Below are 15,519 nucleotides of genomic sequence, written 5' to 3' on the forward strand. Positions count from 1 at the left end.
ACTCCAAGGAGGACCAGTCTCATGACCGACAAGACCCCCGACACCAGCCTCAAGCACATGACCGAAGCCGCCAAGCGGCAAGCCACAGAGGGCGCGCATCCGGCAACCAAGGCCGCCCTGCGCCAGCCCGTCAAGCGGGACGACGCCCGCAAGGCGCAATACGCCCGGATCGAGCGCGGCATCACCGTCTGACCGACATCCCGCCACGGCCCCTTCTGCGGGGCCGTGATCCTCCACGCGCAAATCCTGCACCGAGATTTTTTCGTGCCGGTCTGAAACTCTCGGTCTTTCCGCCCCGTGTCTCTTCTCAAGGGCAACCCGCCCAGGACACCAACAGGAAAGACATCCACATGCTCCGCACCCTGACCCTCGCCGCCACCGCGGCGCTCTCCGCCTCCGTGGCCATGGCCGCCAACCCCACCGTCGGCGGCGCGCCGATGCTGGAAAGCAAGAACATCGTCGAGAACGCCGTGAATTCGCCGATCCACACCACCCTGGTGGCCGCCGTCAAGCAGGCCGGGCTGGTCGACACGCTGATGAGCGAGGGCCCCTTCACCGTTTTCGCGCCGACCGATGCCGCCTTCGCCATGGTCAAGCCCGAGTCGCTCGCCGCGCTGATGCAGCCCGCCGCCAAGAAGCAACTCACCGAGATCCTCACCTGCCACGTGGTCGGCGCCAAGGCGATGTCGACCGCCATCGCCGGCATGATCGCCGATGACGGCGGCACCCACCCTGTGGCCACCCTTGGCGGCTGCACGCTCCAGGCCAAAATGACCAACGGCAAGATCACCCTCACCGACGAGAACGGCCGCATGGCCACCGTCACCGTTGCCGATGTCGAGCAGTCCAACGGCGTGATCCACGTCATCGACCGGGTTCTCCTGCCCAAGCAGTAAACCTTGGCAGACAGACCTCCGGAAAACCAAAAAGCGCCCCGCGGGGCGCTTTTTCATCTCTCTCCGGGTTGAGAGATTGGTGCGGTCGAGAAGACTCGAACTTCCACGGGTGTTACCCCACAGCGACCTCAACGCTGCGCGTCTACCAATTCCGCCACGACCGCACGTCTTGGCTTGGTGCAGGGCTTCTAGCGAAAGCACGGGCCGATGAAAAGCGGTTTTTTCGCCCCGCGCCGACGCTTGTTGGGGGCTGGATTCCCCCGGCCTTAAGGGCATATCTGGGCGCATGGTGGACTGGATCACATCGAGGGGCCTCACCGGCTACGACGAGGCCGTGGCAGAGATGGAATCGCGCGTGGCCGCGATCCGGGCCGGCGCGGCGTCGGAGGCGGTCTGGCTCGTGGAGCACCCGCCGCTCTACACCGCCGGCACCTCCGCCCGGCCCGCCGACCTGCTGGCGCCGGGCCGCTTTCCCGTCCATTCCTCCGGGCGCGGCGGGCAATACACCTACCACGGACCGGGCCAGCGGGTGGCCTATGTCATGCTCGACCTGTCCGAGCGCGGCCGCGACGTGCGCGTCTTCGTTCACAAGCTGGAAGACTGGATCATCGCCACCCTCGCCGAGTTCGGCGTGACCGGCGAGCGCCGCGAGGGCCGGGTGGGTATCTGGATCCCCCGCCCCGAGAAGGCGCCCCTGCCCGACGGCTCCCCCCGCGAAGACAAGATCGCCGCCATCGGCATCCGCCTGCGCCGCTGGGTCAGCTTCCACGGCATCTCGATCAACCTCGAGCCCGACCTCGAGCATTTCTCCGGCATCACCCCCTGCGGCATCTCCGGCCACGGCGTGACCTCCCTCGTCGACCTCGGCCTGCCGGTCACGATGGACGACCTCGACCTCGCCCTGCACCGCGCGTTCACCGCCACCTTCGGGTGACATTTCAAGCAGGAAAGGGCCGCCCCTAGAGCGCCGTCGGATACACCGACTTCAGGCCCGCCGTCGCAACGTTGGTATAGACCTGTGCCGTCGGAGGCCCGTTCGCGAATATCCGATTGCCCCCTGCCGGAAGAGGCCCCTTGTTGGCGGGCGCCTCGTCATTGGCCGCCCCGTGCACCCAGGCCCGAGCGGTGATTCCGCAAGTGGCATTGTTCACGTTCAGGAACTCGACGTAGTTCGAGCCCGCCGCGGGCAGAGTGGCCCAGTAGATCGTTCCGGTATAACCGAGGTCGGACGCAATGGAGCTCAGCTCGGTGCGGTCGAAGTTCGATGGGGCGCTCTCCGAGGCCGCATAGAGGTTGCGCAGCCCGCCGGCAGGCATGCGCGCCAGGACAAAGTTGACGAAGGCGGTCTTCTTGCCATCGTTCAGCTTGCCGTTCAGGTGATACCCGCACAGCCCCGTCGGCGTGACCGCAACTATGGCACGGCAGGCCGCAACAGACGGAAACCCCACCTGCGCGGCGTCATAGCCGATCTCGCGTTCCAGTAGGTAGATCATGAAAGCATCCTCCCGGGCCATCTTCGCAGGTTGTCCCTGCGGCAATCAAGCGGAGTCGTCAATGATCTTCGCCTAGGCGCTCCGAAAGGGCCGCCCGCCCCGAGGCCCGGTGCCCCGGCCTGCAAGATGCAAAAAAAGCGGCCGCCCCGAAGGGCGGCCCCCATATTCCATCCTGCGGCCCGGTTCAGAAGCGGAAGCTCACCTTCAGCCCGCCCGACACCTGCTTCAGGTCGCCACCGAGCCCGCCGAACTCCACCGACGTGTCAACGCCGTGGCCGGCCTTGGTGGCAAAGTTGCCGCCAAATTCGACCCGGCCTGTCCAGCCTTCGTCGACAAGCAGATCCGATACGGTCTCGACCGACGCATCACTGTCGCTGTGGTCGGCATAGACTGCCGCATAAACCGTTCCGTCCCCGTAGGGCCTCGCGTAACGTGTGCCGACGGAAACCTGGCTGAAGTCGACCTCGACCTCACCCGCTCCAGCAAGCGTGCCGCCCGTGCCCTCGACCGTCTGGGTGCCCACCGTCACGCCGAGCGATGGCGTGATCGTCGCGCCCGCATAGGCCATGTCGTAGCTGCCGGTAAAGCTGGCCGCCCGGACGCGGGCCTCGCTTTCGCCGGTCCCGCCGATGTCGGATTGATCGAAGTCCCCGCGTCCGAAGAGCAGCGAGGCCTCCGCCGCCCAGGCGCCGGACCTGTACCCGATGTAAGGCTGCACGAAGAGCATGTCGCCCTCGAAGCTCAGCGTGCCCTCCGCCGCGGCAATGCTGTCGGTTCCAAGCGCGATACCGGCAACCATGGTCTCGCTCAGCGCTATATCGGCCCCGACCTTGATCCCGCCACCACGAAAGCTGCGGTCCGCGTCGTCGTCCTTGGCGTAAAAGCCGGTCATCTCGACCCAGCCATAGACATTGCCCATCATGCCGGGCGCGCCCTTGGTGGAAGTGATGAGCTCATCGCCTGCCGCCGTCGGCACCGACTTGGTGCCAAGCGTATAGGGCAGGCTCTGCGCGCGAGCCGCGATGCTGTTGTCGATCTGCGTGGTGATCAGCCGCCGTTGGGTGCCTGTCACGATCTGCATCGGCGTCACCATCCTGGCTGCCAGCGTTTCAAGCGGGTTCACGAGCGAGCCGAAACTCAGTACGAAATCGAGGTCAAGATACGAAAAGGTGTACGCCGAAGGGCCTTGCGGTTCGGCCTCGGGATCCAGATCGAGCGTCTCGCAGTCGAGGCAGAAACTAAGCAGATCACCACCTGAATAGGCGTTGCCCTCAGGATCGCGGAAGACACTGTAGGTCGGTCCGTAAGGCAAATAAACGTAGGGCGTCGGCGCGCCAGCTTCCATCGGGGCTCCCATCATCGAGGGAAGAATGACAAAGGCGTAGGTGCCTGCTTCAAGCTCGACCTCGGTCGACGCCGTTACACGGCCACCTTGCTCGCCCATTTCCAGAATGCCGGATGCTTCGGTCAAAGGCATCATTCCTGCCCGCCCGGACTGTGGATCGTAGGCGACCACAACCATTTGAAACCGCTGATTAACTGTTTCCACGGTGAAAGGCGCGACTTGAGAGTACACCCCGAATTCGATCTGGTTCAGCGTACCGGCGCGATCGAGCGTGAATGACTGCCCTATCACGTCTGAAAACATCGGGTAGAACTCTTCGGAGTGTCCCTCCGACGAGATCGAAAAACTCTGTGCGGCGGCCCCGGTCGGAAGGGCGGCGGTGGCCAGGAGGGTAGCGAGGATAGCTGCGCGGGTCATTGATTTTCCTTGTGTCGCGGACTGCTTCGTTTTGCGCGACCATGTCGCCAGATCTCTGAAATCATGAAATGATTTCGACAGTAGGCGGAATCTGGCCGACCACTGTGACCGCCAAGGCACGCTGCCGCCGCACCAAGTGTGGCATCCTTATCCAACTCGCCTCGAGCGGGAGTCCGCCGACCTTTCACTCAACAACCCCAAGCAGCGTCACCGAGCGGTTACACTGGCGTCACAAAACCGAGTCCTCCCCCGCCTATGCGGAGGGCCGACGCGCGGAGCAACCGCGCTTCCAAGCATTTCAGCCAGGGAGCCCCAGCATGACCGACACCAAGCACAACCTCTCCTTCGACGATTGGGACGAGGCCAATTTTCCGCGCCCCGCCGAAACCGAGTTCGACCGCGTGGTCGAGCGCGCGCTGTCGCGCCGCAACTTTCTCGGCTCGGTTCTGGCCTTCGGCTCCGGCGCCGCGGTCATGGGCACCGGCCTTCTCAAGGGCAGCACCGCCCTGGCCGAGGGCCACGCGATGGCCAAGTCGCGCTTTCCCTTCAAGCCCATCGGCATCGCCACCGACCACGAGGTGCACGTGCCCGAGGGCTACACCGCCAAGGTGCTGATCCGCTGGGGTGACCCGCTGTTCTCCGAGGCCGATGGCTACGACGTGGCCGAGGGCGGCCCGGCGGCGATGTCCGACAAGGTCTTCGGGGAAAACACCGATGGCATGGAGCTGTTCTCCTACCAGGGCCACGAGATCATCGCGGTCAACTCCGAGTACACCAACAACGACGTCAACCTGCCCGCCGCGCAGGAGGGTGTTCCGGCCAATGCCGATGACGTGCTGAAGCTCCAGCAGCTCCAGGGCGTGACGGTGATGGAGGTGGCCCCCGGCGCCGACGGCTACGAGGTGGTCAAGGACAGCCCCTTCAACCGCCGCATTCACCACAACACCCCGATGACCATCGCCGGCCCCGCCGCCGGGCATGACCTGATGAAGACCGAGGCCGACCCGACCGGCACCGCGAGCCTGGGCACCATGAACAACTGTGGCTCCGGCCGCACGCCATGGGGCACCTACCTGACCTGCGAGGAAAACTTCAACGGCTACTTCGGCTCGACCGATGCCGACGCGCCCCGCCCCGAAGGCTACGACCGCTACGGCATCGGCGCCGATGGCTGGGGCTACGACTACCACAAGCACGACGCCCGCTTCGACTACTCGAAAAACCCCAATGAGCCGCACCGCGTGGGCTGGGTCGTCGAGATCGACCCCACAGATGCCTCCAGCACCCCGGTCAAGCACACCGGCCTTGGGCGCTTCAAGCACGAGAACGCCGCCTGCGCCCTGGCCCCCGACGGCCGCGTGGTGGTCTACATGGGCGACGACGAGCGCGGCGAGTTCATGTACAAGTTCGTCTCCAACGGCACCTATGCGCCCGGCGGCTCCACCGAGGGCCTGCTGGATGACGGCACACTCTTTGCCGCCAGCTTCAACGACGACGGCACCGGCGAGTGGCTTCCGCTGACGCCCGAAAGCACCGGCATGGCCTCGCTGGCCGAGGTGCTGATCTTCGCCCGGATCGGCGCAACCACCGTCGGCGCCACCACCATGGACCGCCCCGAGTGGATCGCGGTCAACCCGCATGCCATCGAGGCCTACTGCTGCCTGACCAACAACTCCAAGCGCGGCGGCTCCGCCGGCGAGGTCAACGCGCCCAACCCGCGCGAAAGCAACAACTACGGCCAGATCGTGCGCTGGCGGCCCCATGATGACGATCACGCCTCGAACACCTTCGACTGGGATCTCTACGTCATGGCCGGCAACCCCGATGTCTACCCGAACAACCCCTACGGCGGGTCGGAGAACGTCACCGCGGGCAACATGTTCAATTCGCCCGACGGCATGATGTTCGACAGCAACGGCCTGCTCTGGATCCAGACCGACGGCGACGACAGCAACGAGGAGGACTTCGCCGGCATGGGCAACAACCAGATGCTGGTGGGCGACCCGATGACCGGCGAGATCGCGCGCTTCCTCACCGGCCCGAAAGGCTGCGAGGTGACCGGTCTCTGCTGGTCGGCGGATCGCCGCACCATGTTCGTGGGTATCCAGCACCCCGGCGGCTCCTGGCCCGACGGCTCCGGCCTGCCCCGCTCGGCGATCATCCAGGTCACCCGCGACGACGGCGCGCTGATCGGCTGAGGCCATTCAAACCCTGGCGGGCACCTTCCCGCCAGCAAGGGGGGGCCGTCCGCGAGGGCGGCCCCTTCGCCTGTACTACCCCTGCCGCCCGATGATCGAAGGCTCCCGCCGGGCCGGGCAGGCCTCGCGCGGGCAAATCCGGCAACTCGTCCCCAGCGCCAGCACCTCCCCCGCCTCCCGCGCGGCCCCGAACCCCTCGTCGAGCAGCAGCATCGACGCCTCAAGCACCTGCGGCACCCCAAATCCCGGCTCACCCACCGGGCGGCAGATGGCGAAGGCGGTAAAGCGCCGCGGGCTCCGGCCCGCCATCTCCACCACCTCCCGCACCGGCAGCGTCGGGCGGGTCAGCGCGGTGTAGAGCGGCCAGAGCGCGCAGGCGGCCCCGAAGCGCGGCATCGGAAAGCCCGAGAGCGGCTTGCGAAAGGTCAGCGTGCCCGAGGCGTCGCAGGTAACCAGCCCGATCTCGCCCGGCAAGCCCTCGCGCGGCAAGCTGGCCAGCCGCCGCAGCACCGCCTCCACCGGCACCCCGAACCGCCCGGCCAATGCGCCGGGGTCATAGCCCGCCTCATGGGCGGCTTCGGCGAAGGGCTCCAGCGGCATCGCCCTCGCATCCGCGGCGTAGCGGGCGAGCTGGGTCGCGGCCATGCTTCGCGCCGCCCCGCCGCGCAGCACACCCGTGGCAACCGCCTCGTCGAGCAGGGCCTCCGGCCGCCCGGCCTCGCCCGCCTCCAGCGCCTCCATGTGAAAGCCGCGCGCCCCGAGCCAGGCTTCAACCTCCTCCTGCGGTGTGCCCGCGCCCGCATCGGCCCCACCGCCATCGTCGAGATAGCGCACCAGCCCCTCGGCGCTCTCCGCCAGCCGGGCGCTGTCGTCGTTGATGTTGCGGTGAAACCGGTTCAGCCAGTCGCGGTCGAGGTCCGGCGTATCGGCGAGGATCGCCGCCGTCGAGCGGATCGCCGTGACAGACGAGAGCATCTCGTGCAGGCTGGCGCTCAGGTGCGGGTCATGGCTGAGCCGGTCCGACAGCGCCGCGACGCTGCGCTCGGCCTCCAGCACGCGGGCGCGGGTCTCGGCCAGCAGCGCGGCCCAGCCCGGAAACCGCCCGGCGAATTCCTCCACGCGCTCCAGCTCCGCCTCGGACATCCGGGGGTGCGGCATGGCGCGCCCGCGCGGCCGGCTCCGGCCGCGCTCGCCCGAGGCATCCACCGCCGCCTCCCGCAGCGCATCCACCAGCGCGGTCTCGGCGCCTTCCGATAGCGCTACCGGTTCGGTCTCGAGCGCACGGGCCAGGGCCACAAGGAGTTTGCCCCCGATTCTGCGCCGGTTGTGCTCGATCAGATTGAGGTAGGACGGCGAGATCCCGACCCGCTCCGCCAGTTCGCTCTGCTTGATGCCCATATCCGCCCGCCTCGCGCGGATCCGACTGCCGGTCAGCACCCCCTTGGGCATGGCGTTTCTCCCGTAGTTTCAAGGCGGTTCTGCACTTGCGTGACAAGAACTTTACAACTTGCCTGACCAGCCTGACAATATATTTACAGAAAAATCCTTTATCCGAAAGCGCTTGTTGCCAGATTTGCGCCGATCACGAAATAATGACACAGCCCTGAAAAGGGTAGCGGTGCGGCCAGGGAGGAGCCCGGCACGCCGCAAAACCAAACGGGAGGACATCCATGTCGACATCCAAGTTCACACGCCGCGGCGTGCTGAAAACCGGCGCCGTTGCCGGTGCGGGCCTCGCCCTGCCCACCATCTTCACCAGCCGTGCCAACGCCTACGTCAACGAGCCCACCGGCGATACCGTGACGCTCGGCTTCAACGTGCCCCAGTCCGGCCCCTACGCCGACGAGGGTGCCGACGAGCTGCGCGCCTTCGAGCTGGCCGTCGAGCACCTGAACGGTGAAGGCGACGGTGGCATGATCAACACCTTCTCCAACAAGAACCTGAAGGGCAACGGCATCCTGGGCAAGAAGGTGGGCTTCGTCACCGGCGACACCCAGACCAAGTCCGACGCCGCTCGCGCCTCCGCCAAGTCGATGATCGAGAAGGACGGCGCCATCATGATCTCCGGCGGCTCGTCCTCCGGCGTGGCCGTGGCCGTCCAGGGCCTCTGCCAGGAAGCCGGCGTGATCTTCATGGCCGGTCTGACCCACTCCAACGACACCACCGGCAAGGACAAGAAGGCCAACGGCTTCCGCCACTTCTTCGACGCCTACATGTCGGGTGCCGCGCTGGCCCCGGTGCTGGCCAACGAGTATGGCAAGGAGCGCCGCGCCTATCACCTGACCGCCGACTACACCTGGGGCTGGACCCAGCAGGAGTCGATCCAGGCCTCCACCGAGGCCTTGGGCTGGGAGACCGTCGAGAACGTGCTGACGCCGCTGGCGGCAACCGACTTCTCGTCCTACATCGCCCCGGTGCTGAACTCGGGCGCCGACGTGCTCGTGCTCAACCACTACGGCGGCAACATGGTGAACTCGCTCACCAACGCCGTGCAGTTCGGCCTGCGCGACAAGATGGCCAACGGCAAGCAGTTCGAGATCGTCGTTCCGCTCTACTCCGAGCTGATGGCCAAGGGCGCCGGCGAGAACATCAAGGGCATCCTGGGCTCGTGCAACTGGCAGTGGTCGCTGCAGGACGAGGGCACCAAGGCCTTCGTCAAGTCCTTCGGCACCAAGTACGGCTTCCCGCCGAGCCAGGCCGCGCACACCTGCTACGTGCAAACCCTGCTCTACGCCGATGCCGTCGAGCGTGCCGGCTCCTTCGAGCCCTGCGCCGTGGTGGCCGCGCTCGAGGGTGACGGCTCCTCGCTGGAGGGTGTGTCCTCCGACAGCAACAAGGGCTTCGTGTTCGACGGTCTCGGCAATGGCCAGACCCTCTACCGCGCCGCCGACCACCAGTGCTTCAAGGATGTGCTGGTCACCAGGGGCAAGGAGAACCCGACCTCGGAGTTCGACCTGCTCGAGGTGGTCGAAGTCACGCCCGTGGACCAGGTCTGGTACGAGCCCGATCACCCGATGTTCGCCGGTGGCGACCTCGGCCAGTGCAACAACGGCGCCTGATCCGTCAGGCACCCGGAGGGCGGCCACGCGCCGCCCCCCGGTTCCCCGCACCGCGGGGTCCGGGCAGAGGCCCCGGCAAGACCTAGAAACATTCCCAACAGGGACCTGTCGAGGCCGAACGCGCGGGGCTGAGCCACCGCGCGAACGGCCGCACCAAAACTGAAGCCGCTCTCAAGGTGGGGACCGATGGACGCAATCCTACTTCAAATCCTGAACGGGCTCGACAAGGGCAGCGCCTACGCGCTGATCGCCCTCGGTCTGACGCTCATCTTCGGCACGCTCGGCGTGGTCAACTTCGCCCACGGGGCGCTCTTCATGATCGGCGCCTTCTGCGCCGTGACCCTTCAACGCCTCCTGAACCTCTCCCACGAGGTCATCGACGAGAGCCAGACCGACTTTCTCGGCAATCCGCTCAAGGTCAAGGTGCCCTACCTGCAGGACTGGTTCGGCGAGAGCACCGGGGCGGCGATACAGGACTGGTCGGTGCCGCTGGCGATCCTGCTGGCGATCCCGGTCATGCTGGTGGTCGGCTACGTGATGGAGCGCGGCCTCATCAAGCACTTCTACAAGCGTCCCCATGCCGACCAGATCCTGGTGACCTTCGGCCTCGCCATCGTGCTTCAGGAGATCGTCAAGTTCTACTACGGCGCCAACCCGATCCAGACACCCGCCCCCGAGGCCCTCAAGGGCGTGGCCGAGGTGCTGCCCGGCGTGGTCTACCCGATCTGGCGGATCGTCTACTTCTGCTTCGCCGCGGCGATCATCGCGGGCGTCTTCGCCTTCCTCCAGTTCACCACCTTCGGCATGGTGGTGCGGGCCGGCATGGCCGACCGCGAGACGGTGGGGCTGCTGGGCATCGACATCGACAAGCGCTTCACCTTCATGTTCGGCCTCGCGGCCTCCGTGGCGGGCCTCGCGGGGGTGATGTACGGGCCGATCAACGCGCCGAACTACCACATGGGCATGGACTTCCTGGTGCTCAGCTTCGTCGTGGTCGTCGTCGGCGGCATGGGCTCGCTGCCCGGCGCCGTGCTGGCGGGCTTCCTGCTCGGCATCCTGGAGAGCTTCGCCTCCACCACCTGGGCCACGACCACCCTGCCCGGAATCAACCAGATCATCATCTACCTCGTCGCGATCATCATCCTGCTCACCCGTCCGCGGGGCCTGATGGGGCGCAAAGGCGTGATGGAGGACTAAGAGAATGCTTGGACTGAACCGCAAAGACACCAACCTCCTCCTGGTGGTGCTGGCCCTCACGATGCTGGCCCCCTTCATCCTCAACCCCTTCCCCAGCGGGAGCGGACTGGCGCAGTTCAACGCGGGCTACCCCGACCTGATGCAGCGCTTCGCGATCTTCGGGATCTTCGCCATCGGCTTCAACATCCTCTTCGGCCTCACCGGCTACCTCTCCTTCGGCCATGCGGCCTTCCTGGGCGTGGGCAGCTACTCGGCGGTCTGGATGTTCAAGCTGCTGTCGATGAACATCCTCCCGGCGATCGTCCTGTCGGTCATCATCGCGGGCCTCTTCGCCCTGGTCATCGGCTACGTCTCGCTCAGGCGCTCGGGGATCTACTTCTCGATCCTCACGCTGGCCTTCGCGCAGATGTCCTTCGCGCTGGCCTACTCGGTGCTGACCCCCATCACCAACGGCGAGACCGGCCTGCAGATCACCCTGAGCGATCCGCGTGTGCTCGGCCAGTCGGTCATGCCCGACGGCTCGATCCCGGTGACCAACCTCTTCGGGATGGAGATGCGCTCCGCCGTCGACCTCGCGGTCGGTCCGTGGAACTTCACGTTCTCGGTGGGCTACTACGTCTGCGCCCTGGTGCTTCTGGCGGCCTTCTACCTGTCGATCCGGATCTTCCGCTCGCCCTTCGGCATGATGCTGCGCGCGATCAAGTCCAACCAGACCCGGATGAACTACACCGGCCTCAACCCCAAGCCCTACACCCTCGCGGCCTTCGTGATCTCCGGCATGTATGCCGGCCTCGCGGGCGGCCTGATGGCAGCGATGGACCCGCTGGCGGGCGCCGAGCGCATGCAGTGGACGGCCTCGGGCGAGGTGGTTCTCATGACCATCCTCGGCGGCGCGGGCACCCTGATCGGCCCGGTCCTCGGTGCAGGCATGATCAAGTACTTCGAGAACATCCTCTCCAAGATCAACGACACCGTGCTGCACGGCTGGTTCGCCTTCCTGCCCGACGGGCTTGAGGACTTCATGGTCACCATCGTCCACCCCTTCGTGGGCAAGGGCTGGCACCTCACCCTCGGCATCCTCTTCATGCTGGTGGTGATCTTCCTCCCCGGCGGTCTCGTCGAGGGCGGCCAGCGCATCGGCCGCACCTTCCGGCGCCGCGGCACCAAGGCTTCGGGCGCAGAGGCCGAAGCCGCCAAACAGCAACCCGGCGAATAAGGAGACGGACAGATGGGTATTCTCGAAGTCAAAGGCGTCAACAAGCGCTTCGGCGGGTTGCAGGCCCTGGGGGACGTGAACCTCTCCATCGAGGAGAACACGGTGCACGCCATCATCGGCCCCAACGGGGCGGGCAAGTCCACCCTGCTCAACTGCCTCGTCGGCAAGCTGATCCCTGACAGCGGCTCGGTCAGCTTCGACGGCCAGTCGGTGCTCGGCCGCTCGCCGCACGAGATCAATCAGATGGGGATCAGTCGGGTGTTCCAGACCCCCGAGATCTTCGGCGATCTCACGGTGTTCGAAAACGTCATGATCCCCTGTTTCGCCAAGCGCGACGGCACCTTCAAGCTCAACGGCATCGGCTCGGTGCTGAGCCAGCGCGACATCCGCGATCAGGCCATGGCGATGCTCGAAGACGTGAACATGGCCGACAAGGCCCATGTCCACTCCGCCTCGCTCTCGCGCGGCGACAAGCGGCGGCTGGAAATGGCGATGTGCCTCGCGCAGGAGCCCAAGATGCTCCTGCTCGACGAACCCACCGCCGGCATGGCCCGCGCCGATACCAACAACACGATCGACCTGCTGAAGGAGATCAAGCAGAAACGCGACATCACCATCGCCATCATCGAGCACGACATGCACGTCGTGTTCTCGCTGGCCGAACGGATCACCGTGCTGGCCCAGGGCACGCCTCTGGTCGAGGACACGCCCGAAAACATCAAGGGCCATCCCAAGGTGCAGGAAGCCTACCTCGGAGGCCACGGCTGAGGCCGCAGGAGATATCAGATGAACGTCAAACCCGACTTTTCCAAGAACGCCAACGTCGCGGCCACCGCTCCGGCCTACTTCTCGGTCTGGGACCTCGAGGCCTACTACGGCGAGAGCTACATCGTGCAGGGCGTCAGCTTCAACGTGCACGAGGGCGAGATCCTCGCGCTGCTGGGCCGCAACGGTGCCGGCAAGACCTCGACCCTGCGGGCCATCGCCCGGCTCGACGACCCGCAGGTGACCCACGGCGAAATCTGGCTCGACCACCAGCCCCTGCACCTGATGCGGGCGCATGAGGCCAGCAAGCTCGGCATCGGCCTGGTGCCCGAGGACCGCCGCATCATCCCCGGCCTGACCGTGGAAGAGAACATCAAGCTGGCCCAGATCGCCCCGCCGATCGGCTGGTCCCTGAGCCGCATCTACGAGCTCTTCCCCCGTCTCGGCGAGCGCCGCCTTCAGGAGGGCGTCACCCTCTCGGGCGGCGAGCAGCAGATGCTGGCCATCGCCCGGGCACTGGCGCGCGACATCAAGGTGCTCCTGCTCGACGAGCCCTACGAGGGCCTCGCCCCTGTGATCGTGGACGAGATCGAAAAGACCCTCCGCGTCATCAAGGAACAGGGCATCACCACGATCATCGTGGAGCAGAACGCCGTGCGCGCGCTCGAGCTCTCCGACCGCGCGGTGATCCTCGACACCGGCAAGATCGTCTTCGACGGCACCGCCGCCGAAGTGCTCGAGAACGAAAGCCTGCGCGCCGAGTATCTCGCCATCTGAATAATACCTTTCGGGGGCTGGCCCTTGTCCGGGGCCACCCCTACCACTTGCGACAGAGGAAGACCGGCCAGCAGAGCGCACCCAGCCGCCGCAGCCGTCAGGAGGACAGCATGACCGAACCCAAATCCTACCCGCCCAGCGCCGACTTCGCCGCCAAGGCCCATGTCGATGCCGCCAAGTACGACGAGATGTATGCCGCCTCGGTGAACGACCCCGAGGGCTTCTGGAAGGAGCAGGCCAGGCGCCTCGACTGGATCACCTTCCCCACCAGGATCAAGAACACCTCCTTCAAGTCCGATGACGTGTCAATCAAGTGGTACGAGGACGGCGTGCTGAACGTCGCCGCCAACTGCATCGACCGCCACCTCGAAAAGCGCGCCGACCAGACCGCGATCATCTTCGAGCCCGACGACCCCGAGACCCCGGCCCGGCACATCACCTACCGCGAGCTGCACGAAAACACCTGCCGCATGGCCAACGTGCTGCTGAGCCAGGGCGTCATGCGCGGCGACCGGGTGGTGATCTACCTGCCGATGATCCCCGAGGCCGCCTATGCCATGCTGGCCTGCGCCCGCATCGGCGCGGTCCACTCCATCGTCTTCGCCGGCTTCTCGCCCGACGCGCTGGCCAACCGGATCAACGACAGCGGCGCCAAGCTGGTCATCACCGCCGACACCGCCCCCCGCGGCGGCCGCGTGACCGCGCTCAAATCCAACACCGACGCCGCCCTGCTGCACTGCTCCGACAAGGTCCGCTGCCTGGTCGTCAAGCACACCGGCGACCAGACCACCTGGATCCAGGATCGCGACGTGGATGTGAAGGCGCTGATGGAAACCGCCGCCCCCGATTGTCCGCCCCGCCCGATGAACGCGGAGGATCCGCTCTTCATCCTCTACACCTCGGGCAGCACCGGCAAACCCAAGGGCGTGGTGCACACCACCGGCGGCTACCTCACCTTCGCCTCCCTCACCCACGAGGTCAGCTTCGACTACCACGAGGGCGACGTTTACTGGTGCACCGCCGATGTCGGCTGGGTCACCGGCCACACCTACATCGTCTACGGACCTCTGGCCAACGGCGCGACCACGCTGATGTTCGAGGGGGTGCCCACCTATCCCAATGCCTCGCGCTTCTGGCAGGTGGTCGAAAAGCACAAGGTCGCCCAGTTCTACACCGCCCCCACCGCCATCCGCGCGCTGATGGGCCAGGGCGACGAGTTCGTCACCAAATGCGATCTCTCCTCGCTCAAGCTGCTGGGCACCGTCGGCGAGCCGATCAACCCCGAGGCCTGGAACTGGTACAACGATGTCGTCGGTGGCGGGCGCGTCCCGATCATCGACACCTGGTGGCAAACCGAGACCGGCGGCCACATGATGACCCCCCTGCCCGGCGCCCATGCCACCAAGCCCGGCGCCGCGATGAAGCCGTTCTTCGGCGTCCAGCCCGTGGTGCTCGAGCCCACCACCGGCAAGGAGATCGACGAGACCGCCACCGAGGGGGTGCTCGCGATCAAGGACAGCTGGCCCGGCCAGATGCGCACCGTCTGGGGCGACCACGAGCGCTTCGAGAAAACCTACTTTTCCGACTACAAGGGCTATTACTTCTCCGGCGACGGCTGCCGCCGCGATGCCGATGGCGACTACTGGATCACCGGCCGGGTGGATGACGTGATCAACGTCTCCGGCCACCGCATGGGCACCGCCGAGGTCGAAAGCGCGCTGGTGGCCCACGCCAAGGTCGCCGAGGCCGCCGTGGTGGGCTACCCGCACAGCATCAAGGGCCAGGGCATCTACTGCTACGTCACCCTGATGAACGGGGTGGAGCCGTCGGAGGACCTGAAAAAGGAACTCCGCACCTGGGTCCGCACCGAGATCGGCCCGATCGCCTCGCCCGACCTGATCCAATGGGCCCCCGGCCTGCCAAAAACCCGGTCGGGCAAGATCATGCGCCGCATCCTGCGCAAGATCGCCGAAAACGACTACGGCGCGCTCGGCGACACCTCCACCCTGGCCGATCCTTCGGTGGTGGACGAGCTGATCGAGAACCGCGCCAACAGATAGGGTGGGCAATCTGCCCACCACCCCCAAAGGTCAAAGGCCGGGCAGAGCGCCCGGCCTTTTTTGTGTCTTCTGCTCTTCCACCGCGGAAGTGAAGCC

13 protein-coding genes and 1 tRNA gene are annotated in these 15,519 nt (G+C 66.2%); 10 read left to right on the forward strand and 4 right to left on the reverse strand.

Going from position 1 to position 15,519, the window contains the following annotated elements:
* The first annotated feature begins 21 nt into the window (after positions 1-21).
* A complete protein-coding gene (locus tag BUR94_RS20690) occupies positions 22-192 on the forward strand; it encodes a hypothetical protein (RefSeq protein ID WP_175570460.1) in 171 nt (56 codons plus the stop codon).
* 158 nt (positions 193-350) lie between these two features.
* Complete coding sequence (locus BUR94_RS10770; RefSeq protein ID WP_074256237.1) at positions 351-896, forward strand: fasciclin domain-containing protein; 546 nt, start codon at positions 351-353, stop codon at positions 894-896.
* 77 nt (positions 897-973) lie between these two features.
* Here the strand turns inward: BUR94_RS10770 and BUR94_RS10775 are convergent.
* Positions 974-1,060 (reverse strand) — tRNA-Leu (locus BUR94_RS10775).
* A gap of 122 nt (positions 1,061-1,182) precedes the next feature.
* Here BUR94_RS10775 and lipB point away from each other — a divergent pair.
* On the forward strand, positions 1,183-1,830 hold the full coding sequence (lipB, locus tag BUR94_RS10780) for a lipoyl(octanoyl) transferase LipB (RefSeq protein ID WP_074256238.1): 648 nt from the start codon (positions 1,183-1,185) through the stop codon (positions 1,828-1,830).
* Positions 1,831-1,855: 25 nt separating this feature from the next.
* On the opposite strand, the gene BUR94_RS10785 is transcribed toward lipB, so the two are convergent.
* A complete protein-coding gene (locus tag BUR94_RS10785) occupies positions 1,856-2,389 on the reverse strand; it encodes a hypothetical protein (RefSeq protein ID WP_139301267.1) in 534 nt (177 codons plus the stop codon).
* Between the two features lie 184 nt (positions 2,390-2,573).
* Positions 2,574-4,151: an autotransporter outer membrane beta-barrel domain-containing protein gene (locus BUR94_RS10790; protein ID WP_139301268.1), complete on the reverse strand. Its 1,578-nt coding sequence runs from the start codon at positions 4,149-4,151 to the stop codon at positions 2,574-2,576.
* A 317-nt stretch (positions 4,152-4,468) separates the two neighbouring features.
* Here BUR94_RS10790 and BUR94_RS10795 point away from each other — a divergent pair, with 317 nt between their 5' ends.
* Positions 4,469-6,349, forward strand: coding sequence for a PhoX family protein (locus BUR94_RS10795; protein ID WP_074256241.1), 1,881 nt, complete (start codon positions 4,469-4,471; stop codon positions 6,347-6,349).
* Between the two features lie 75 nt (positions 6,350-6,424).
* On the opposite strand, the gene BUR94_RS10800 is transcribed toward BUR94_RS10795, so the two are convergent.
* Positions 6,425-7,798 carry a helix-turn-helix transcriptional regulator gene (locus tag BUR94_RS10800; protein WP_074256242.1) on the reverse strand — a complete coding sequence of 458 codons (1,374 nt, stop codon included), beginning with the start codon at positions 7,796-7,798 and terminating at the stop codon, positions 6,425-6,427.
* 221 nt (positions 7,799-8,019) lie between these two features.
* On the opposite strand from BUR94_RS10800, the gene BUR94_RS10805 reads away from it, so the two are divergent.
* From BUR94_RS10805 to acs, 6 genes are all read left to right on the forward strand, one after another.
* Entirely contained in the window at positions 8,020-9,408 is a 1,389-nt protein-coding gene (locus tag BUR94_RS10805) for a substrate-binding protein (RefSeq protein ID WP_074256243.1), read from the forward strand.
* Between the two features lie 186 nt (positions 9,409-9,594).
* Positions 9,595-10,605, forward strand: a complete 1,011-nt coding sequence (locus tag BUR94_RS10810) for a branched-chain amino acid ABC transporter permease (protein ID WP_074256244.1) — start codon at positions 9,595-9,597, stop codon at positions 10,603-10,605.
* 4 nt (positions 10,606-10,609) lie between these two features.
* Positions 10,610-11,821 (forward strand): branched-chain amino acid ABC transporter permease, encoded by a 1,212-nt coding sequence (locus tag BUR94_RS10815; RefSeq protein WP_074256245.1) that lies wholly within the window; start codon positions 10,610-10,612, stop codon positions 11,819-11,821.
* Between the two features lie 12 nt (positions 11,822-11,833).
* Positions 11,834-12,589, forward strand: a complete 756-nt coding sequence (locus BUR94_RS10820; protein WP_074256246.1) for an ABC transporter ATP-binding protein — start codon at positions 11,834-11,836, stop codon at positions 12,587-12,589.
* Between the two features lie 18 nt (positions 12,590-12,607).
* Positions 12,608-13,363: an ABC transporter ATP-binding protein gene (locus tag BUR94_RS10825; RefSeq protein ID WP_074256247.1), complete on the forward strand. Its 756-nt coding sequence runs from the start codon at positions 12,608-12,610 to the stop codon at positions 13,361-13,363.
* 110 nt (positions 13,364-13,473) lie between these two features.
* Positions 13,474-15,423 carry an acetate--CoA ligase gene (gene acs, locus BUR94_RS10830; protein WP_074256248.1) on the forward strand — a complete coding sequence of 650 codons (1,950 nt, stop codon included), beginning with the start codon at positions 13,474-13,476 and terminating at the stop codon, positions 15,421-15,423.
* Positions 15,424-15,519: the final 96 nt, after the last annotated feature.

It is taken from the genome of Vannielia litorea (assembly GCF_900142295.1).
Taxonomy (GTDB): Bacteria; Pseudomonadota; Alphaproteobacteria; order Rhodobacterales; family Rhodobacteraceae; genus Vannielia; species Vannielia litorea.

Coding starts and splice junctions, on each gene's coding strand:
- BUR94_RS20690 (WP_175570460.1), top strand. CDS start 22: ATGACCGACAAGACCCCCGACACCAGCCTCAAGCACATGACCGAAGCC.
- BUR94_RS10770 (WP_074256237.1), top strand. CDS start 351: ATGCTCCGCACCCTGACCCTCGCCGCCACCGCGGCGCTCTCCGCCTCC.
- lipB (WP_074256238.1), top strand. CDS start 1,183: ATGGTGGACTGGATCACATCGAGGGGCCTCACCGGCTACGACGAGGCC.
- BUR94_RS10785 (WP_139301267.1), bottom strand. CDS start 2,389: ATGATCTACCTACTGGAACGCGAGATCGGCTATGACGCCGCGCAGGTG.
- BUR94_RS10790 (WP_139301268.1), bottom strand. CDS start 4,151: ATGACCCGCGCAGCTATCCTCGCTACCCTCCTGGCCACCGCCGCCCTT.
- BUR94_RS10795 (WP_074256241.1), top strand. CDS start 4,469: ATGACCGACACCAAGCACAACCTCTCCTTCGACGATTGGGACGAGGCC.
- BUR94_RS10800 (WP_074256242.1), bottom strand. CDS start 7,798: ATGCCCAAGGGGGTGCTGACCGGCAGTCGGATCCGCGCGAGGCGGGCG.
- BUR94_RS10805 (WP_074256243.1), top strand. CDS start 8,020: ATGTCGACATCCAAGTTCACACGCCGCGGCGTGCTGAAAACCGGCGCC.
- BUR94_RS10810 (WP_074256244.1), top strand. CDS start 9,595: ATGGACGCAATCCTACTTCAAATCCTGAACGGGCTCGACAAGGGCAGC.
- BUR94_RS10815 (WP_074256245.1), top strand. CDS start 10,610: ATGCTTGGACTGAACCGCAAAGACACCAACCTCCTCCTGGTGGTGCTG.
- BUR94_RS10820 (WP_074256246.1), top strand. CDS start 11,834: ATGGGTATTCTCGAAGTCAAAGGCGTCAACAAGCGCTTCGGCGGGTTG.
- BUR94_RS10825 (WP_074256247.1), top strand. CDS start 12,608: ATGAACGTCAAACCCGACTTTTCCAAGAACGCCAACGTCGCGGCCACC.
- acs (WP_074256248.1), top strand. CDS start 13,474: ATGACCGAACCCAAATCCTACCCGCCCAGCGCCGACTTCGCCGCCAAG.